We start from the raw sequence: 19,370 nt of genomic DNA on the forward strand, positions 1-19,370 counted from the left end.
GCACGAGGGCCGCGGCCTGCCGGCCGACCGTCGAGCGTGACGGGCCTCGCTGATCCTGTGCATGCTCGGCGGCAAATCCGGACACCTCCGCCTGCCTTTGCTCTGCTCACCTATACGCACCGAAATCGAACGCCCGCTCGATTTCGGTGCGTATACGTGAGCAGAGCAAAGCCGCAGGGAAAGGCAGCTGTGGTCGCGTTCGGCCGGCCAGCCGCGGTAGGCGGCCGGACGCCCGCACATCGGCATGTCCGAATGTCGGAGGTTCTCCGGTGCGGTCACGTTGCGTGGCTGATGATGGTGTCCAGGCGGGTGCGGACCACGAGGGTCGTGCAGGGCATCGATGGCGGTCGGGTCCGGGTGCTCGGGCAGGGGCGAGGTGTCGCGGGCGGTTTCCAGTTCGGCGCGCAGCCTGGGGATGTCGGTGTCCAGGTGCCGGGCGGCGCCGTCGGGTAGAGGTCGGTGTTCGGCCTCGCGTTTGGCGGCGATCAGGTCCGGCACTTACGCCAGGCCGGTGCCGAGCACGCGCAGGTCGGTCTCGATGTGTCCGGTGCGCATCAGGTGGATCCCGGTCAGCAGCACCCGCAGCGTGTACAACGCCGGTTTGAGCTGGCCGGTCGTGGCGTACAGCTTGTGCTGGCCGGTAGCGAAGCCGAGGTAGTGGTGCGCGTGGTGGCGAGTGATCAGGCCGCCGGCCAGGGCTTTGAGTTCGGCGTGGACGCCGGTGGTGACCACGATCAGTGGGGACAGCAGCTGTTCCAGGACGTAGCCGTTGCGGCTGTTCAGCAGCCGGGCGAACTTGAGCAGGTCGTGGCTGACCACGTCGAGCTCGACGCCGTCACGGATCCCGGTGTGTTGCAGGGTGTCGGGGCCGGTGCGCAGCCCGACGATTTCGGCAGCCGGTAACACGTGCGCGGCGCGCAGGTCCAGGTCCGAGTCGATGGAGGCGAAGCCGTACAGGTGCGCGCCGCTGACGGTGGCGAACGCCAGCGGGCCGGGGCCATGACCTTCTCGGAGACTGATACCGCTGTCCCGATTCGCGGGCGGGGTTCCGGATGCTGGGCCGGCCCGGCGGCGATGTCTCAAGGATTGGCGGGTGTTCCCGGCTGGTGAGAGCGGTGGCGCCGTGACGCCGTGACGCCGCTGACTGTCCTGATATTTCGCTCGAAATTGGGTCGGCGTTGGTGGGTGGTTCCGTAAGAGTGGAGCGTAGGTGTTCGGTGTGAACAGAAAGCCTTCTCGATCGGGATCGGCACCCCGATCTTGGGCAGTTTCTGTTCCTGCGACGGGCAGGTGACGGTGCCTTGGTAGGGCAGGTGTTGTCCCGGTCGGCGGCCGGCGAGCACGCGGGTCGGCCGGGGCAGAACGGGGCGAGCCGATCAAAGCTGTGCCCGCTCCGGAACCACGACCCGGCGCCGCGCCGCATCCGCATATCAAACAGATCAGGACGGCGCGGGGCGATCTCCCGCGACCCTGCGTAGCGGACAGGGTGCGAACCACGACGCCGGCGTTGGTGGCGGCCTGTGTCGTGGCGGCGAAGTGAACCGGCTGCGTGACCACGGCATCCACCTCCGCCTGGAGCTTTTGCGCCTACGTCACCAAAGCCATCTGCCACCGCGACCAGCACCGGGCCAGCCGGCGACAGCTGTCGGCGCGCAGGGGCGCACGGTCGCCGGCCGTCGTGGCTCAGGTGGTGGCGCGTTCGATGATCCGGGCGGGCGTGGGCCGGTCGCAGGCCGTTGTGGCTCAGGTGGTGGCGCGTTCGATGATCCGGGCGGGCGTGGGCCGGTCGCAGGCCGTTGTGGCTCAGGTGGTGGCGCGTTCGATGCGCGTCGATCCGGACCGTGGTGAGCGCCGGCCGCCACAGCGCCCCGTGCGCGGTGTCGTCGAAGCCGATCACCGCCAGGTCGTCCGGCGCCGTCAGCCCGAGGTCGCTGAGCGCCGCGAGGGTGGCGATCGCCGGGTCGTCGCCGAGCGCCGCGACCGCGGTGATGCCCAGGTCGAGCAGGCGCCGCAGCCGGGTCGCGGTGACCGGCGCGCCGCCCACCGGCAGCCGGGCCGGGCGGGGCAGGCCCAGATGCCGGGCGGCGCTCTCGGCATGCCGGCCCAGCAGCGCGTAGAACGGGCCGCCGCGGGCCGGCCCGGCCACCGCGAGCCGGTGGTGGCCGCGGCCCGCGAGGTGCGACACCTGGGCGAGGGTGTGCGCCGCCAGGCCGTCGACCCAGCCGCCGTCGGCCGCCTCCCGGTCGGGGCTCGCGTAGATCGCGGGCAGGTCGATCACCGCGCTCGGCGAGACGGCCGCGATGGCCTCCGGCGCCGAACCGTACGACACCAGCAAGCCGTACCCACCGGCCGAAAGCTCCTCGCCCAGGCCCGCGATGAAGCTCTCCAGGCTCGCCCCGCGGGGGAGGCCGCCCGCCTCCAGCACCACGATCCGGGCGGTGCCCTCGCGCAGGGCGCGGGCGATCGAGTGCGGCACGTAGCCGAGCTCGGCCGCCGCCCGCCGCACCCGTTCCCGGGTCGGCTCGGGGATGGTCTGCCCGGCCGCGTCGTTGAGCACGAAGCTCACCGTCGCCTGGGACACGCCGCAGGCGCGGGCCACGTCCTTCATCGTCACTCGCGCGGGGGCCGTCATGCGCGCTAGTGTACCGGTCACTTATACGAATTAGTGGAGGTGGTGGCGATGAGGTCGGTGCAGGTGACCGGTCCCGGCCGGATCGCGGTGCTCGACGTCGAGAAGCCGGTGGCCGGCCCGGGCGACGTGCTCGTCCGGATCCGGGCGTGCGGGGTGTGCGGCTCCGACGGGCTGTACATCTCGGTCGGCGGCATCCCGCCGCGGCAGGGCGCCACCCCGCTCGGCCACGAGCCGGCCGGCGAGATCGTCGAGGTCGGCGCGGGCGTCGAGGGCCTAGCGGCCGGCGACCACGTGGTGCTCAATCCGATGGCGGCCGCCGACGGCATCATCGGCAGCGGCGGCGCGCAGGGCGGCCTCTCCGAGTTCGTGCTGATCCGCGGGGCGAAGGCCGGCGTGCATCTGGTGACCGTTCCGAAGCACATCCCGTACGAGGTGGCCGCGCTCAACGAGCCGATGGCGGTCGCCACGCACGCGGTGAACCGGACCGCCCCCGTACCGGGCAGCAAGGTGGTGGTCTTCGGAGCCGGGCCGGTCGGGCTCGGTGCCGCGATCGGCTACCAGCTGCGCGGCGCGCACGTGGTGGTCGTCGACATCGTCGCGAACCGCCTCGACAAGGCGCTCAAGGTCGGCGCCCACGCGGTGATCAACTCGGCCGAGGAGGACGTGACCGCCCGGCTGATCGAGTTGCACGGCGAGGCCCCGCGCAGCTTCGTCCGCGGCGCCCGGCCGGACACCGACATCTATCTGGACGCGGCCGGCGCCCCCGCGGTGCTGGCGACCGTGCTGGCGAACGTCAAGCACGGCGCGACGCTGGGCATCGTCGCCGTGCACAAGCGGCCGGTGCCGATCGACTTCGGCGCCCTGCTCACCACCGAGCTGACCGTGGTGCTCTCGATGGGCTACCCGACCGAGATCTTCGAGGTCACCAAGGACCTGGTCGAGAACTGGCAGCGGTACGAGCTGCTGATCAGCGACCGCGTCCCGTTCGCCGAGGCCGAGCGCGCCCTCACGCTCGGCTCGACCCCGGGCGCCGCCGAGAAGGTCGTGGTGACCTTCGACTGACGGCGGCCGGGGTCAGCCGGCCAGGTGGCCCCAGCGGTCCTGCAGCTCGGCCCAGGAGCCCTGGTCCTCGACCTTGCCGCCGATCAGCACGACGACCCGGTCGGCCTGGGTGAGCGCGGCCCGCTTGGAGGTCGACCCGACCACGGTCACCCCGTGCTCGCGCAGCGCCCGCCACAGCTCAAGCTCGGTCGTCACGTCCAGCGCCGAGGACACGTCGTCGGCGATCAGCAGCTCGGTCCGCGGCGCCAGGGCCCGGGCCAGCGCCAGCCGCTGCAGCTGGCCGCCGGAGAGCCGGGTGCCCTTGTGCCCGATCAGCAGCTGCAGGCCGCCGCCGGACGCGGTCAGGTCGTGCTCCAGCTGGGCGGTGGAGACCGCGTCGGCCGCGTCCAGCTCGTGGCCGAGCTGGATGTTGTCGGCCACCGTGCCGGAGAGCACCCGCGGCAGCTGGGCCACGTAGCCGACCTGGTTGGGCCGCAGGAACAGCTCCGGCTCGTCGACCACGTGCCCGTTCCAGCGCAGCTCGCCGGTGTGGTGCACGATCCCCGCGAGGGCCCGCAGCAGCGACGACTTGCCCGCCCCGACCGGGCCGACCACCAGCACCAGCTGGCCGCGCTCGACGTCCAGCTCGACGTCCTGCGCGCCGACCGTGCCGTTCTCGTGGACGGCGCTGAAGTGGCGCAGCTCGAGCCGGTCGAGCGGGTTGCGCGGCGCGGTCGGCGGCGCGGGCGCGGTGCCGGCCGAGATGTCGACGCCGGGCACCTCCGCCGTGTACTGCGCGATGCCCGACATCGCGACCGTCCGGCGGGTCCACACCCGGGCCGACGGCAGCTGGGAGACCAGCGACGCCGTCGTCCACGCGAACCACCGGGCCGCGCCCAGCGTGGCCACCGCGATCAGCGTCGCCGCCGAGGTGAGGTGGCCGCCCAGGTAGAGCGCCCAGGCCGCGATCGGCAGCAGGCCGCTCGCGATCGACGGCGTGGAGCGGGCCCACACCTGGATCGCGATCTCCCGCCGCTGCCGGTCGCTGCGTACCGTGTCGAGCCCGGCCAGGTGGTCGAGCACCGGCTCGGTGGCCCCGGCCAGTTTGACCGTGCGGGCCGCGGACAGCGACGACACCAGCGCGGTCGCGAACGCCGCCCGGGCCGCCACCGTGCGGCGGGCCGCCTTCTCCAGCCTGGGCCCGAACAGCGTCGCGGCCAGGCCGGAGACGACCATCGTGCCGAGGAAGAACAGGCCCGGCACGATCGACTGCGCGGCCACCGTCATCACCGTGATCAGCACGAGGCTGCTCACGTTGTCGATCAGGTTGTCGGCCAGCATCACCACCCGCTCGGTGTCGCCGCCCTGGGCGACCACCTCGGCGGGGGTGTGCTTGCTGACCCGGCGCGGGCCGATCTGGCCGTGCACCAGGCGCAGGCTGATCCGCAGCATCTGCCGGACCCACCACTCGGGGAACCAGGCGCCGGTGTAGTACAGCGTCGGGATCGCCACGAGCAGGCCGGCCGCGATGCCGATCGCCGGGGGGAGCGGGTTGCCGGTGCCGTCGACCACGTCCGACCAGAGCAGCGGGAGGAGCGCGCCGTCCAGCCCGAGCACGATCAGCACGACGAACAGCGCGACCGAGGCCAGGCCGTAGCGCGGGTCGTTGGTCGCCAGCCGGACGATCTCGCGCATGGTGTGCACCGGCGGCTGGTCGGGCAGCGGCGGCGGCTCGACCGCGGGCAGCGTGTTCGCCAAGGCGTCGGCGCCCAGCTCGACCTGCATCGCGGTGTCCCAGTCTCGCTCCTCGACCAGCACGCCCGCGCCGGACGAGCCGCCGGCCGGCACCAGGTTGCTGGCGGACAGCAGCTCGGCGAACCGGCGCGACTCACGCAGCGGCCCGGCCTCGAGGACCTCGCCGTCGGCCAGCACGACCACCTCGTCACAGCGCTGCACCGAGGAGAGCCGGTGCGCCACGATCACGCCGATCCGCCCGTCGAGCAGGCGGTCGGTGGCCCGCTGCACCCAGGTCTCGGTGACCGGGTCCATCCGGGCGGTGGCCTCGTCGAGGATCACCACGTGCGGGTTGCGGACCAGGATGCGGGCGAACGCGACCAGCTGCTCCTGCCCGGCGGAGAGCTTGTAGCCGCCCTCGCCGAGCTTGGTGTCGATGCCCTCGGGCAGGCTGGCCGCCCACGCGGTCAGGCCCAGCTCCGCCAGCGCGCCGGCCGCGCGGGGCAGCAGCTGCGGGTCGAACAGCGCGATGTTCTCCGCGAGGGTGCCGGCCAGGATCTCGGTGCGCTGCGGGACGATCGCCGTCCACCGGCGCAGCGCCTCGACATCCAGGTCGTTCAGGTCGGTCCCGCCGAGGAACACCGTCCCGCGCGGCACGTCGACCGCCCGGGTCAGCACCTTGGCCAGGGTGCTCTTGCCCGATCCGGTCCGGCCGATCAGCGCGTACGACCGGCCGCGGGCGAACGTGAGGGTGACGTCGCGCAGGGCCGGCGGCCGTCCGCTGCCGGACTCGCCGTACCGGAAGGTCAGGTCTTGCACGACGAGATCGCCGTCGACCGGTTCGAGGCCGCCGGCCGGCTCCTGCGGCACGTCGCGCAGCAGCTGCACCCGGCTCCAGGCGCCGAGAGCGTTCTGCAGCTCGGGGACCATTCGGGTGACGTGCTCCAGGGTGCCGCCGAAGCCGAGGGCGAGCAGCCACACCGCGGTCAGCCGGGCGCCGTCGATGTGGCCGGTGAGCAGCGCCCACGCGCCGGCCACGACGAGGAACGCGATCAGCGAGCGGGTGATCGTGCCGGCGCCCATGGTGATCCGCGAGGAGGACCGCCAGACCAGCCGGCCGCGGCGGAGCACCTCGGCGGCGCGTTGCGCGTAGAGCCGGCGCACGTACGGCGCGGCCAGGCTCGTCCGTACGTCGTCCTGCCCGTGGATCGATTCCTCCATCACCGCGGCCAGGTCGGACCAGGACTCCTCCTCGGAGATCCGCAGCGGGGAGAGACGCCGGATCGGCTTGCGCATCGTGAAGACCAGGAGGATGGACACGACCACCATGCCGACCGCGGCCGGCCACCAGGCGAAGAACGCGGTCACGATGGACAGCGTCGCGACCGCCACCGACTGCGCTATCCGCACGCCGGCGCCGCGCATCTCGGAGCCGACCTGGTAGACGTCGGAGTCGATGCGGTCGAGCAGCTCGCCGACCGGCGTGTTCTCCAGGGTCGGCAGGTCTTGCCCGAAGGCCACCCGGTTGAGGCCGCGGCGCACCTTGGCCGCCCAGTCGGCGGTGAGCCCGGCCGCGATCAGCCCGACCGCGACGTCGCTGAGCACCGAGGCGACCAGCGCGGCGGCGAGCACCGCGAACAGCGGCGTCGACCGGTCGACCAGCACCGCGCCGGCCAGCGCGAGGGCGCCCGCCTGCCCGGCCGCGCCGAGCACGATGAGGAAGGCCACCAGCGCCGTGCGGCTGGGGGACGTGCCCCAGAGGTCACGCAGCAGACGCATGAGACACCCCTTCGGTCGGTCGGCGGATGGCGGTCTCTCCATCCTCCGGACCCGCGCGAAGGTCTTCAACGCAATTACGTCGCCGGCGACTATCACGTGTGTCACCATCGGCTCCCGTGCCAGATGTTCCGGAAACCGTTCGGGCCAAGGCTGTTGACCTGGGCGCCACCGCCTGGCTCGAAAACCTCCCCGAGCTGGTCGCGAGCTCGGCCGCGCGGTGGGGCTTGCGCCTGGGTGCTTCCTTCAAGGACCCGACCGAGGCGTACGTCGTGGAAGTCACCCGGAACGACGGCACGCCCGCCGTTCTCAAGCTGCTCATCCCGCGCCCCGGCAGCGATGCGGCCGACGAGATCACGTTTCTCCGCGAGGCGGGTGGGGAGGCGTGTGCCCGGCTCCTCGCGTACGACGAAAGCCTTGGGGTTCTGCTTTTGGAGCGCCTCGGCCCGGCCCTGTCCGACCTGGGTCTCCCGCTCTCCCGGCGGCTGCCGATCCTGTGCGATCTGGCCGTCGCGGTCTGGCGTCCGACCGCCGCGGATCTCCCGACCGGTGCCGCCCGCGCCGACCGCATGTCTCGATATATCCGGGCAAAGTGGAGGGCGCTGGGCGAGCCGTGCGGTCGCGCGGCGGTCGAGTCGGCCCTGGCGGCGGGGGAGAGCCGGCGCCGGGCCCACTCGCCGGCGCGCGCGGTGCTGGTGCACGGCGACATCCATCAGTGGAACGCGATGCGCGCGGGGGACGGGTTCAAGCTGGTCGATCCGGACGGGTACGCCGCCGAGCCGGAGTGCGATCTCGGCGTGCTGCTGCGCGAGGACCCCACCGAGGGCGATCCGCGGGAGCGCTGCGCGTGGCTGGCCGAGCGCACCGGCACCGATCCGCGGGCGATCTGGGAGTGGGGCCTGCTCGACCGGGTGGCCACCGGGCTGACGCTGACGGTGGCCGGGCTCCAGCCGGTCGCCGCCGAGATGCTGGCGGCCGCCGACGCGATCGCTTCGGCCGGGACCGAACCGTTTCGCCCCTAACGTTGGGATATGCGGATCTTTCGTAACTGCGCCTTCGCGCTGTTCGTACTGATCGTCGGGACCAACCTGCCGTCACCGCTCTACGCGGTCTACGCGCACTCGTTCGGCTTCAGCCCGGTCGTGCTGACCCTGATCTTCGCCACCTACCCCGCCGTTCTGGTGCCGTCGCTGCTGCTGGCGGGCTCGGCCGCGGACGCCTGGGGCTATCGCCGGGTGCTGCTGCCGGGCCTGGCCACCGCGGTCGCCGGGGCGCTGGTCTTCGCGTACGCCGAAGGCATGGGCTGGCTTTTCCTCGCCCGCGCGTTGCAGGGGGCCGCGGCCGGGATGAGCTCGGGGGCGCTGACCGCGGCGCTGGCCCGGACCGAGCCGCGCGGCAACGGCCGGCGGGCCTCGATGGCGGCGTCGATCGCGACCACGGCCGGCGGCGGGTTCGGGCCGGTTCTGGCCGGCGCCTGCGCGGCCTGGCTGCCGGCGCCGACCCGGCTGTGCTACCTGCTCTCGGCCGGGGCGCTGATCGTCGCCGCCACGGGCCTGCTCGGCCTGCCCGCGAGCCTCGGGCGCACCGGGCGGCCGTGGCGGGTGTCGCTGCCGCGGGTGCCGGGCGCGGCTCGGGTGCCGTTCGGGCTGGCCTGCGCGACCGGCTGCACCGGCTGGGCGGTCACCGCGGTCTTCCTGTCGATGGTGCCGTCCTACCTGCGCTCGCTGACCGGCGACCGGAACCTGTTCCTGGCCGGCTTCGCGGCCGGGCTGGTGCTGCTGGTGGCGGCAGCCGTGCAACCGCTTACCACGGGGATCGGCGCGCGCAGCCAGCAGCGTTCCGGGTTGCTGGTCCTGACCGCGGGCGCGGCCGTGCTGCTGATCGCCGGTCCGGCGCGATCGCCGGCGCTGGTGATCGCCGCGGCGGTGCTGGTCGGGGTCGGGCAAGGGCTTTCCTTCATGGGCGCCGTCCGCGCCGCGAACCTGGTCGCCCCGGCGGAGTCCCGGGCGGCGGTGGTCTCCACGTTGTACATGGCGAGCTATGTCGGAGTGGGCGTGCCGGCCGTGGGCGTGGGCCTGCTGTCGACCCTGACCTCCACCACGACGGCGGTCGCGGTCTTCGCCGTGGTCGCGCTGCTCGTGGCCCTGGCCGTCGCGGCGATGCACGCACGGTCGCGGTCGGAGCGGTGGTTGGATGTGGCCCATGAGCAACCCGTGGGATGACGAGTTCGCCCCCTCGGCCGGCGCGCTGAACACGTTGCGCTGGGCGTACGAGAACGGCGCGACGACGCTGGGCGAGGCGTACGACATGCTCGACCACTTCGAGCTCAGCAACGACGTTCCCGAGGTGCTCGGCCACGACGACTCGGTCGAGGAGGTGCGCGAGGAACTGGAGTTCGGCCTCGACACCGCCGGGCCCGACACGCCGCTGAGCTCCCTGCTGTAGCTCCACGACACCCGCGCAATCGGCGGTAGTGGCCGCCTACTGGGGCAGCCTTTCGTGCACGCCTCGCCCGCGACCTTGTCGGCGGATCGGCGGCGGCCGATGCTGGGTGCCGACCGGAAGGGACCGCGCGGTGAGGCCGAGATGACGTACGGGCTGGGCGTGGACCTCGGGACCACCTGGACCGCGGCGGCGGTGGCCCGCGGGGACGCCGTCACGGTGCTGCGGCTCGGCGGGCGGCGGCCCGAGATCCCGTCGGTGATCTTCCTGCCGGAGAGCGGGCCGGTGCTGATCGGCGAGCCGGCCGTACGCCGCGGCGAGGTGCAGCCGGGGCGGCTCGCCCGCGAGTTCAAGCGGCGGGTCGGCGACCCGGTGCCGCTGCTGGTCGGCGGCTCGCCCTACCCGGCGCACGCGCTGCTCGCCCGGCAATTGGAGCACGTGCTGGCGGTCGCGACGGCCGCCGAGCAGGGGCCGCCCGGGTCGGTGGTGCTGACCTGCCCGGCGAACTGGGGGCCGTACAAGCGGGACCTGCTGGAACAGGCGGCCCGGCTGGCCGACGCGCCGGAGGTGGTGCTGCGCAGCGAGCCGGAGGCGGCGGCGATCTCGTACGCGGCCGGCGAGCACATGGCCGAGGGCGACGTGGTGGCCGTCTACGACCTGGGCGGCGGCACCTTCGACGCGGCCGTGCTGCGCCGCACGGCGAGCGGGTTCGAGCTGCTCGGCACGCCGGAGGGGATCGAGCAGCTGGGCGGGGCGGACTTCGACGAGGCGGTCTTCGAGCACGTGACCCGGGTGCTGCCGGCTCCGTCGCTGACGGGGGACGATCCCGAGCTGGTGTCGGCGCTGGCCCGGCTGCGGCGGGACTGTGTGGACGCCAAGGAGGCGCTGTCCTTCGACACCGAGGTGATGATCCCGGTGGCATTGCCGGGGCTGCACACCCGGGTGCGGCTGACCCGGCGCGAGTTCGAGACGATGATCTCGCCGGCGCTGGAGGAGACGGTGCGGGCGCTGGGCCGTGCGCTGCGGTCGGCGTCGGTTGCGCCGGAGGGGCTGCGGGTGGTCCTGCTGGCCGGCGGGTCGGCGCGAATTCCGTTGATCGGGTCGCTGGTGGGGGAGGCGTTCGGGCGGCCGGTGGTGGTCGACCCCAACCCGGAGCACAGCATCGCGCTGGGAGCGGCCCGGCTGACCGGCGCCATCCCGGCCCCTGCCCCAGCGCCGGCGCCCGTCCCCGCGCCCGTCCCCGCGACAGCGCCCGTCGCTGCGCCTGGGCCCGCGCCCGCGCCCGGGTCCGCCCCCGTGCCCACGCCTGGGCCGGTGTCCGCGTCCGCGGCCACCCCCGGGTCCGCCCCCGCGCCCACGCCTGGGCCCGCGTCCGCCCTCGCCCCCGTGCCCGGGCCTGCGTCCGCCCCCGCGCCGGTGGCCGCCCCCATGGCCGCGGCCGCACCTCCGCCGGCGTCGCCCGAGGCGCCGCAGCTTGAGGCGCCGCAGCCCGGGGCGCCGTCCGCTTCGCCGCCGACATTGCTGGACGCGCCGCCCCCGGCCCGGCCGTTCGCGGTGGGCCGGGCCACGCCGGCCGGGGCCACCGAGCCGCTGCCCGATCCGTCCGGACGAACCCCCGGCCGGAGCCGCGCCCGGATCCTGATCGCGGCCGCCGCCGTCCTGGTGATCGCCGTCAGCGTCCCGATCGTCGTGAACCTGCTGCACGCCGACAACCGCCCGACCGGCGCCACCCAGCCGTCCGCCAGCACCGGCGCCAGCGCCAGCGCCCCGGTTTGCGGCTTCACCGAGAACTTCGCCGGATCCGCGGTGGACCCCGCCTGGCAACGCACCCGCCCCGACACGCGGCTGACCGTGAGCGACGGCGCCGCCGACCTGGACGCCCCGGACGGCACCGACATCTACGGCACCAACATGACGGCGCCGATGCTGCTCCGCCCGATCACCGGCGATTTCGTCCTGGAGGCCACGGTCGAGACCACCCCGGCCGTCTTCTACCAGGGCGCCGGGCTGGTGCTGTTCGACGACCCGGACAGTTACGTACGGATCGAGCGCGGCTTCGGCCAGGCCGGCGCGATCAGCTTCGAATACCGGAACCCCGGCGGCCCGCACACCCGGGTGCACGGCCCGCTGCCCAGCGAACACCCGATCAGGACCGAGGCCACCCGGCTGGTCCTGCGGATGGCCCGGACGGGCCGCACCGTCACCGGCTCCTGGCGCCCCGCCGACAAGATCGACTTCGCCGAGCTGGCCAGCGTCAAGATGACCCTGCCGCAGACCGTACGAGTCGGCGTCGCCGTCCTCAACCGGGCCCAGTTCGGGGCGAAACCGACCCCGTTCCACGCCCGCTTCAGCCAGCTACGCGTGACCTGCTGACGATACTGGTCCGGTGACCGGCGTCTGGCTGCTGCACGTCGACCTCGACCAGTTCTTCGCCTCGGTCGAGGTGCTGCGCCGTCCCGAGCTGCGCGGCCGGCCGGTGATCGTGGGCGGCGCCGGCGATCCCGGCCAGGCGCGGGCAGTCGTGGCGACGGCCTCCCGGGAGGCGCGGGAGTTCGGCGTGCACTCCGGGATGCCGATCCGGCTCGCCGCCCGCAAGTGCCCCGACGCCGTGTTCCTGCCCACGGACATGCCGGCCTACCAGGCGGCCTCGGCCCGGGTGATGGCGATTCTGCGGGCTTTCCCCGTACGCCTGGAGGTCTGGGGCTTGGATGAGGCGTTCGTCGGCGGTGACATCGAGGATCCGCAGCGACTGGCCCGGGAGCTCAGGTCGGCGGTTTCCGACGGCGCCGGGTTGACCTGTGCGATCGGGATCGGCCGCAACAAGAATCAGGCGAAGATCGCGGCCCGGTTCGCCAAGCGGGACCGCTCCGGCATAGCCACCCTCACCGACGAGACGTGGCTGCCGGTGATGGGCGGCCGGCCGGTGGGCGACCTGTGGGGCGTCGGACCCCGTACGGTCAGGAAGCTCGGCGAATCGGGCATCGTGACGGTTGCCGATCTCGCCGCCGCCGACCTCGACACCCTGACGCGGAGTTTCCCGCCGCGGGCCGCCAGGTGGCTGGTCGTCGTGGCCCGGGGCGGCGGCGAGACCGAGGTGGTGACCGAACCGTGGGTCGCCCGATCCCGCAGCAAGGAGGTCACGTTCGACCGCGACCTGACCGAGCGCACCGAGATCGAGGAGCAGGTGGTCGCGCTGGCCCGGGCGCTCGGCGCGGAGGTGACCGCGGCCGGCCGGCGGGTGATCCGGGTCGGCGTGAAGGTGCGGACCGCGTCGTTCTTCACCCGGACCCGCGAGGCGAAACTGCGCGGCGGCCCGACCACGGACCCCGACGTCATCGCGCGCGCCGCCCTGGCCGTCCTGGAAAAGTTCGAGTTGACGCGGCCGGTGCGGCTTCTCGGCGTACGGGCAGATCTGGAAATGGACGAATGACGGCGGCGCCGGACGGCCCGGCCGGCGCGGAAACGCCGACCGGGCCGGCACTTTCAGCCGAGCGGCACCGCGCTGAATCGCGACGCGGCGGCGTCGAACTCGACGACGCGCACGCGCAGCGTCACGCCGACCGCGGCGCTGCCACCGCGGACGAGCCCGGACACACCGGCGGCGGACTCGACGAAGAGCCCGAACGGCTTGGCCGACTTCACGACGACATCGATCTCGTCGCCTGGCTTCAGGAGGTTTCCGGTCATGCGGCTCACCCCCTCTCGATACCTCAGGGTGAGTCGGACGGCGGCGCCGGCGCCGCCCCAGGTTGCCCTTTCGTCGCGGGGTCGCGCCGCGGCGCCGGGCTCCGCCCGGACGTCACGCTCCGAGCGTACCGCCCCCCCCGGTCTCCGGAAGCGGCAGCCGTAAAACGGTGGCGGCTGAGCGCGGCCGCACCCCCGAGCTGCCGAGCGACCAGAACTGACGTTGCGCCGCACGCCGCCGGCCGAGGCTCCGATTGTGGTCGAGCTCCCCCTCCGCCGACGGCCGCGTGACGATAGCGCGGCTTGCGGCTGTTGGCTGCTCCGGTCAGCCCGCCGGCGGCGGGGCGGCTGATCGGCGGCCGCCGTGGGCGGCGATGAGGGCGTCCGCCACGCTCGCGGCGTCCGTGGCGGCGACGTCGGCGGGGTATTCCGGTAGCAGGTCGTCCCAGACGGGCAGCCAGGATCCGAAGAGCTGGGCCTGTCCCTCCGGACGGGCGAAGAACCACACGTGCAGGTGCGCCGCGCCGTCGCCGATGCGGTACACGTGGGCGCGTGAGATGTGTGGCCGGGCCTGGATGTGGCGGGCGATGCGGGTGGTCAGCAGGCCCAGTTCCGCGGCGAGGTCGTCGGGGAGGTCGGCCAGGTCGTAATGGTCGCGGGGATACAGCATGAGGACCAGCGGGACGCCCACGCCCGGGATTCTCGTCAGCCGCCAATGGTCGTTGAACCAGATGCCCTCGTCGCGCTCCCGGCAGTTGCGGCAATCCGCCGGGTCCTCGCCATGCCGGGCCGGCTCCGGCAGCACAGGCGGGCGCAGCGGCGCGACGCGCAGTCCACTGTGCTCGAACGGGCTGATGTCCCATCCGGTCATGCGGGCCAGCGGAAGCCGCCGCTCGTCGTCCGCCACCGTTACGGCGTGGTCGTAGAACTGGTCGGGAGATAGGGCCATGGCGCGAAAGACTAGTACGGCCGACGGCGGGGATCGACGGGCGTCATACTTGAGGCCATGCCTGAGCGTCCGTTCCGTTTCGGTGTGGCCCTGACCGCCGTCAGATCCCGCGCCTCCTGGCTGGAGCAGGTCCGGCGGGCGGCCGACCTCGGGTACGACGTTCTGCAGATACCCGACCACCTGGGATTGGCCGCGCCCTTCCCGGCCCTGGTGGCCGCGGCCGAGGCGACCAGCACGATGCGGCTGGGCACCTTCGTGCTCAACGCGGCGCTCTACCATCCGTGGGTGCTGGCGCGCGACGTGGCCGACACCTACCGGCTCACCGGCGGACGCTTCGAGTGGGGCCTGGGCACCGGGTATCTGGAGCACGAGTTCGCCGCGGCCGGGCTGCCGTTCGGTTCCGGGGCGGAGAGGCTGCGTCGCCTCGCGGAGACGCTGCGGGAGGTCCGCGAGCGGCTCGCCGCCGAGCCGGACCGGCCCGAACCGCCGGTGCTGCTGGCCGGGGCCGGGCGGCGGCTGCTCGAGCTGGCCGGGCGGGAGGCCGACATCGTCGGGTTCTCCATTCAGGCGGCGGTCAGTCCGGGCGTGTCGCCGGAACGGGCGCTGGGCGACCGGATCGGCGTGGTCCGGGCGGCGGCGGGGGATCGCTTCGCGGGGCTGGAACTGAACCTGATCGTCGGCGCGGTCGGTCGCGAGCGGTCCGAACTGGACCTGACCATCGCGCGGGCCGCCACCGGCCTGCCGGACGACGAACTGCTCGGCCTGCCCAGCGTGCTGTGCGGGTCGAAGGAGGAGATCGCGGACCGTTTGCGGCGGTATCGCGAACAGTTCGGCCTCACCTACTACGGCGTACTCGAACCGCATATGACGGCGTTCGCCCCGGTGATTCCGCTGCTGCGCTGACCGGCCGGAAAACGGGTCGGAAAAGAGGGGCGGTGAATGCTACGGTTCCCCGGCTGAAAGGGGACACCGTGCCGAAGCTGAACCAGATCATCGCCGTGGAGAAGGGCGTCAAGAGCAAGGCCTTCGCGGACCTGAGCGACGCGCACCACGCCGTGCAGAAGACCGGGCCGCTCGCCGGTATCTCCCGGACGTACCAGCCGAAGGACGAGGAGGGTGAGCAGCTGCCGCCCGAGTCGACGCGGGTGCAGATCAAGGCGGAGGACATTCTGCGCGAGGTCGCCGGCACGCTGACCCGGCTCTTCGACGTCACCGCGACCAAGGACTGGACGAACAGCACGGCCCGCGCCGACGTCGTGGTCGACGGCCGCACCATCGCCGCCCGGGTGCCGGTGACCTACCTGCTGTTCCTCGAGAAGCAGCTGGTCGACCTGCACACCTTCGTGAAGAAGCTGCCCGTGCTCGACGCGGCCGAGTCCTGGCTGCGCGACGACTCCACGGACAGCTGGCGGACCGAGCCGGTGCGGACCAACCGTACGAAGAAGGTGCCGCGCAACCACGTCAAGGCCGAGGCCACCGAGAAGCACCCCGCGCAGGTCGAGGTGTACTACGAGGACGTCACCGTCGGCTACTGGACCACCGTGAAGTTCTCCGGCGCGCTGCCGGCGAAGCGGGTCAACGAGATCCTCGACCGGGTGCTGGCGCTGCAGACCGCCGTCAAGTTCGCCCGCGAGGAGGCCAACAACACCGAGGTCGTCGACCAGAAGGTCGGCGCGGCCGTCTTCGGCTACCTGTTCGGGTAGCCGTCCCGGATTCCCCGTGGGAGCGCGGGGTGCGTCGGAGATCGACGCGAAGCTGACAGCTCAAGCTGAAGCTGAATCGGCCGGTGACAGTGCGGGTTCGAGTCCCGCTCCCCGCACCATCGCGCGGGGGTAGCCCAACAGGCAGAGGCAGCCGGCATAAGACTCAGATTCTCGCTCCAAAGTCAGCATTCACCACCGAGCACCAGGTCGACCGAGCAGGGACGAGGACAGCGGATGCCGGTTCAAGTCCGGTCCGCCGCGCTTCGAGCGGCGGTAGTTTAATGGCAAAACCCGATGTCGTGATGAATGATCCGGGCTCTTAAACGTGTTGGTGCGTGCAATTCGGTGGTATTTCAGAGGCCCGGGGATTGGCCATATCCCCGGGCTTCGCCATCGCTCAGGCGGCGCGCAGGGTCAGCAGGGTGATCTCGCTCGGCGCGAACACCCGGAACGGCGGCCCCCAGAAGCCGGTGCCCCGGCTCGTGTAGAGCTGCGTGCGCGTGGAATGCCGGGACAACCCCTGCAACACCGGCTGGTCGAGCCGCACCAGGTAGTGGAACGGCCACATCTGCCCGCCGTGGGTGTGCCCCGAGATCTGCAGGTCGACCCCGTGCGCGACCGCCCCGTCGATCTGCGCCGGCTGGTGCGCCAGCAGCAGGATCGGCAGATCCGGGTCCGCTCCCTCCAGCGCCGCCTCGTGGTCGGTGTGGTGGCCGGGCACCCCCGAGCCGGCCGCCGTCCGGTCGTCCACCCCCGCGATGACCAGGGAATCCCCGCCGCGGGTCACGACCAGGTGCCGGTTGTGCAGCGCCTCCCAGCCGAGCGACGCCATGTGCTCCACCCAGCGCTGCGCCCCGCTGAAGTACTCGTGGTTGCCGGTCACGTACACCCGGGCCAGCGACGCCCGCACGTCGGCCAGCGGCGCCGCCTGCTCGCGCCGCTGGGCCACCTCTCCGTCGGCGATGTCGCCGGTGTGCGCCACCACGTCCGGTTCCAGCTTGTTGATCGCCGCCGTCACGCCCCGGGACCACCGCGCCCGGTCGATCGGGCCGTAGTGGGTGTCGGTGATCAGGACCAGGCGCAGGCCGTCGAGGCCCCGGCCGAGCCGGTCCAGGGTCACCTCGACGCGGCGGATCCGGGGGACCCGCATGGCCTCGGCGTACCCCCAAAGGAGAAGGACCACCGAGACCAGGGTGACCAGGACGGTGGCGATGCGGTAGCGAGCCGGGCCGGCGACGCCGGCCGCCCACAGGACCGCGGTCAGCACCTGGCCGATGATCGACCAGACGAACAGGACCCAGACGACGCCGAGGGTGGTGTCGGCGGTCTTCGCCGGGCCGTCGCGGTGCTTGCCGCCGTGGCCGCTGAACATCAGGAGCGGGAAGAGGAGCGCGGCGAGAGCGAACAGGATGGTGCCGACGACCAGGACCGGGGTGGGCCAGTGGTTGCCGGAGGCGACGAGGGTCCACCAGGGGACGCCGAACAGCAGAAGCAGGATGGCCGCGACGATCAGCGCGAACCGGGCGGCGCGAGAGCGGCGCCGGCGCGGGCGGGCCTCGACTTCTTCACCGACAGACACCAGAGAAGCATGCCACTCACGGTGGGGGTGTGCCGATGCTGTGGATCAGGCCGGCCGGGATGACCAGGTCGGCGCGGTCCCGCGTGGCAGCGATCACAGCCGCGTTCCATTCATCGGTGCCGTTGGCCCACTCGATCGCGGCCGGCTCGGGCTTGCCGAAGCGGATGTGCCGGGCGATCAGCCGGTCCATCCTCGTGTCCCGGTCGAGGTCGGCGTACCAGACCTCGGCCAGCAGCGGCCGGACCGTACGCCAGCGCGGGGTGTCCAGGAGCAGATAGTTGCCCTCGGTGATGATCAGCCGGGCCGGGCGCTCGATCGGGATCGCTCCGGCGATCGGCTGCTCGATGACCCGTTCGAAGCCGGGCGCGTAGACGATCTCGTCCTCGTCCTCGATCAGCCGGCGCAGCAGGGCCGCGTAGCCGAGCGCGTCGAACGTGTCCGGGGCGCCCTTGCGATCGCGCAGCCCGAGCCGCTCGAGCTCGGCGTCGGCCAGGTGGAACCCGTCCATCGGCACGTGCGCGACCCCGGCACCGAGCGCCGCGACCAGTTCCTCGGCGAGCGTGGTCTTGCCCGCGGCCGGCGCCCCGGTGATGCCCAGGACGGCCCGCCTGCCGTCGGCCACCAGTCCCCGGGCCCGCGCGACAAGCCGGTCGAACGTGAGCGTCATGGACGAAACGTTAAACCCAGCCGTAAGCCGGCGACGCCGGCGGGCGAGAGCGGCCGGGCGGTGGCCTGGGCCAGCTCGTCCCGGACGCTGCCGGGCAGTTCGTCGGCGAGCGTGCGCAACCGCGGATACAGGTCGAGCACGTCCCGGTGGGTCAGCGCGCCCACCCCGATCAGCAGCCCGTTGACCGAGGCCGGGTCGGCGACCAGTTCCGCGCACAGCTCCATCCGCCAGATCGGGTCGTGCACGTGGGTGGCGAACTCGCGGGCGATCCGGTTGCCGGACGGCGAGGCCATCTCCAGCCGCGCGTGCCGGCCGGAGCGGGCGAGCACCGGGGCGAGGCGGCAGGCGATGCCCAGCAGCCGGGCGAGCTCGGGCACGGTCAGCACCTCCAGGCCGAGCGAGCAGGTCGCGCAGAGCCGCTGATAGCTGCGGGCGTGCACGACGGACGCCGGTCGCGGACAGTCGCCCAGCGGTCCGCAGAGCCGATCGAGGATGATCTCGGCGAGGGTGCCCTCGTGGTCGAAGCGGCCCACGCCGAAGTAGGCGGCCGGGCGGCTGCGGTAATGGGCGAGCGCGGTGCGGGCACTGACATATCCGTCGGATTCCACGCCGATGCGAGGCACGCCGTTCTCGGTGTGCAGCTGGATGAGTCGGAACATCCTCGTCGCTCCCGGTGGTCGAAGCGCCAACCTGATGCCCGGGGATACGGGCGCGGCGAGGGGACGGTTCACTCCTCACTCCGAGTGAATGAAATTTTCCCGCGACGGTGCTGACCAGTGAACCGAAAGCAATCGAACGTCACTGCGTGTAAGGCGTACACACCCGACGTGAGCATGATCCAGACTGCCGCGAGCACCCCCGCGAGCCCCGGCGAGAGCGCGTGCCAGGCGACCGGGAGGGTGGCCGAGCCGAGCGCGATCCCGGCGCCCACGGTGGCCTCGGCAAGCCGGAACGGATCGATGGTCATGACGGACAGCCTGCCGCTCCGGGCGGGTCCGCCGCTTCCGTCCACGGTCGGGTCCTGGATCTACCTTTCGGCAGAGGGACAAAACCCCTTCAAAATCATTATTTCGTACGGGAGCCACGCGGTGCCTCTTCTAGTGAGCGCCGGGCCTCGACCCCACTACCCACCGACCCGCCGCGTCCCACCCGACGGGGTGCGG

At 72.8% G+C, this 19,370-nt stretch carries 15 protein-coding genes and 2 pseudogenes; 8 read left to right on the forward strand and 9 right to left on the reverse strand.

Features of this window, described 5'->3' with window-relative positions; translation table 11 throughout:
* Window positions 1–275 precede the first annotated feature (275 nt).
* Window positions 276–1,020 (reverse strand): annotated as a pseudogene (locus IH26_RS62670) (nucleotidyltransferase domain-containing protein).
* Window positions 1,021–1,876: 856 nt separating this feature from the next.
* Window positions 1,877–2,632: pseudogene (locus IH26_RS64440) on the reverse strand (LacI family DNA-binding transcriptional regulator); the annotation flags it as partial.
* A 48-nt stretch (window positions 2,633–2,680) separates the two neighbouring features.
* Between IH26_RS64440 and IH26_RS0106660 the strand changes: the two are divergent.
* On the forward strand, window positions 2,681–3,694 hold the full coding sequence (locus IH26_RS0106660; protein WP_030435222.1) for a zinc-dependent alcohol dehydrogenase: 1,014 nt from the start codon (window positions 2,681–2,683) through the stop codon (window positions 3,692–3,694).
* Between the two features lie 12 nt (window positions 3,695–3,706).
* Here the strand turns inward: IH26_RS0106660 and IH26_RS0106665 are convergent, their stop codons facing one another.
* Window positions 3,707–7,186, reverse strand: coding sequence for an ATP-binding cassette domain-containing protein (locus IH26_RS0106665; RefSeq protein ID WP_030435223.1), 3,480 nt, complete (start codon window positions 7,184–7,186; stop codon window positions 3,707–3,709).
* Window positions 7,187–7,302: 116 nt separating this feature from the next.
* On the opposite strand from IH26_RS0106665, the gene IH26_RS0106670 reads away from it, so the two are divergent.
* The 5 genes from IH26_RS0106670 (at window position 7,303) to IH26_RS0106690 (ending at window position 13,055) form a co-directional block, all read left to right on the forward strand.
* Window positions 7,303–8,205, forward strand: a complete 903-nt coding sequence (locus IH26_RS0106670) for an aminoglycoside phosphotransferase family protein (protein WP_030435224.1) — start codon at window positions 7,303–7,305, stop codon at window positions 8,203–8,205.
* Between the two features lie 9 nt (window positions 8,206–8,214).
* Complete coding sequence (locus IH26_RS0106675) at window positions 8,215–9,405, forward strand: MFS transporter (RefSeq protein ID WP_051807627.1); 1,191 nt, start codon at window positions 8,215–8,217, stop codon at window positions 9,403–9,405.
* On the forward strand, window positions 9,386–9,628 hold the full coding sequence (locus IH26_RS0106680) for a hypothetical protein (protein ID WP_245664968.1): 243 nt from the start codon (window positions 9,386–9,388) through the stop codon (window positions 9,626–9,628). The genes IH26_RS0106675 and IH26_RS0106680 overlap by 20 nt, the downstream gene beginning before the upstream one ends.
* A 141-nt stretch (window positions 9,629–9,769) precedes the next feature.
* Window positions 9,770–11,998, forward strand: a complete 2,229-nt coding sequence (locus tag IH26_RS55575) for an Hsp70 family protein (RefSeq protein ID WP_211268594.1) — start codon at window positions 9,770–9,772, stop codon at window positions 11,996–11,998.
* A 13-nt stretch (window positions 11,999–12,011) separates the two neighbouring features.
* A complete protein-coding gene (locus IH26_RS0106690) occupies window positions 12,012–13,055 on the forward strand; it encodes a DNA polymerase IV (RefSeq protein WP_030435227.1) in 1,044 nt (347 codons plus the stop codon).
* Window positions 13,056–13,108: 53 nt separating this feature from the next.
* On the opposite strand, the gene IH26_RS0106695 is transcribed toward IH26_RS0106690, so the two are convergent.
* Together IH26_RS0106695 and IH26_RS53210 are read right to left on the reverse strand one after the other, a co-directional pair.
* Window positions 13,109–13,321 carry a hypothetical protein gene (locus IH26_RS0106695; RefSeq protein ID WP_157437078.1) on the reverse strand — a complete coding sequence of 71 codons (213 nt, stop codon included), beginning with the start codon at window positions 13,319–13,321 and terminating at the stop codon, window positions 13,109–13,111.
* Between the two features lie 313 nt (window positions 13,322–13,634).
* A complete protein-coding gene (locus IH26_RS53210) occupies window positions 13,635–14,258 on the reverse strand; it encodes an HIT family protein (RefSeq protein WP_034213937.1) in 624 nt (207 codons plus the stop codon).
* A gap of 57 nt (window positions 14,259–14,315) precedes the next feature.
* Here IH26_RS53210 and IH26_RS0106705 point away from each other — a divergent pair, with 57 nt between their 5' ends.
* Window positions 14,316–15,161: a TIGR03621 family F420-dependent LLM class oxidoreductase gene (locus IH26_RS0106705; protein ID WP_030435230.1), complete on the forward strand. Its 846-nt coding sequence runs from the start codon at window positions 14,316–14,318 to the stop codon at window positions 15,159–15,161.
* Between the two features lie 68 nt (window positions 15,162–15,229).
* On the forward strand, window positions 15,230–15,961 hold the full coding sequence (locus tag IH26_RS0106710; RefSeq protein ID WP_030435231.1) for a DUF7873 family protein: 732 nt from the start codon (window positions 15,230–15,232) through the stop codon (window positions 15,959–15,961).
* A gap of 397 nt (window positions 15,962–16,358) precedes the next feature.
* Here the strand turns inward: IH26_RS0106710 and IH26_RS0106715 are convergent, their stop codons facing one another.
* From IH26_RS0106715 to IH26_RS0106730, 4 genes are all read right to left on the reverse strand, one after another.
* A complete protein-coding gene (locus IH26_RS0106715) occupies window positions 16,359–17,540 on the reverse strand; it encodes a metallophosphoesterase (protein WP_030435232.1) in 1,182 nt (393 codons plus the stop codon).
* A gap of 16 nt (window positions 17,541–17,556) precedes the next feature.
* Entirely contained in the window at window positions 17,557–18,207 is a 651-nt protein-coding gene (locus tag IH26_RS0106720) for a nucleoside/nucleotide kinase family protein (protein WP_030435233.1), read from the reverse strand.
* Complete coding sequence (locus IH26_RS0106725; RefSeq protein WP_030435234.1) at window positions 18,204–18,866, reverse strand: hypothetical protein; 663 nt, start codon at window positions 18,864–18,866, stop codon at window positions 18,204–18,206. The genes IH26_RS0106720 and IH26_RS0106725 overlap by 4 nt, the downstream gene beginning before the upstream one ends.
* A 68-nt stretch (window positions 18,867–18,934) precedes the next feature.
* Window positions 18,935–19,174 (reverse strand): hypothetical protein, encoded by a 240-nt coding sequence (locus IH26_RS0106730; protein WP_030435235.1) that lies wholly within the window; start codon window positions 19,172–19,174, stop codon window positions 18,935–18,937.
* Window positions 19,175–19,370: the final 196 nt, after the last annotated feature.

This window comes from Actinoplanes subtropicus (assembly GCF_000721705.1).
Classification (GTDB): domain Bacteria; phylum Actinomycetota; class Actinomycetes; order Mycobacteriales; family Micromonosporaceae; genus Actinoplanes; species Actinoplanes subtropicus.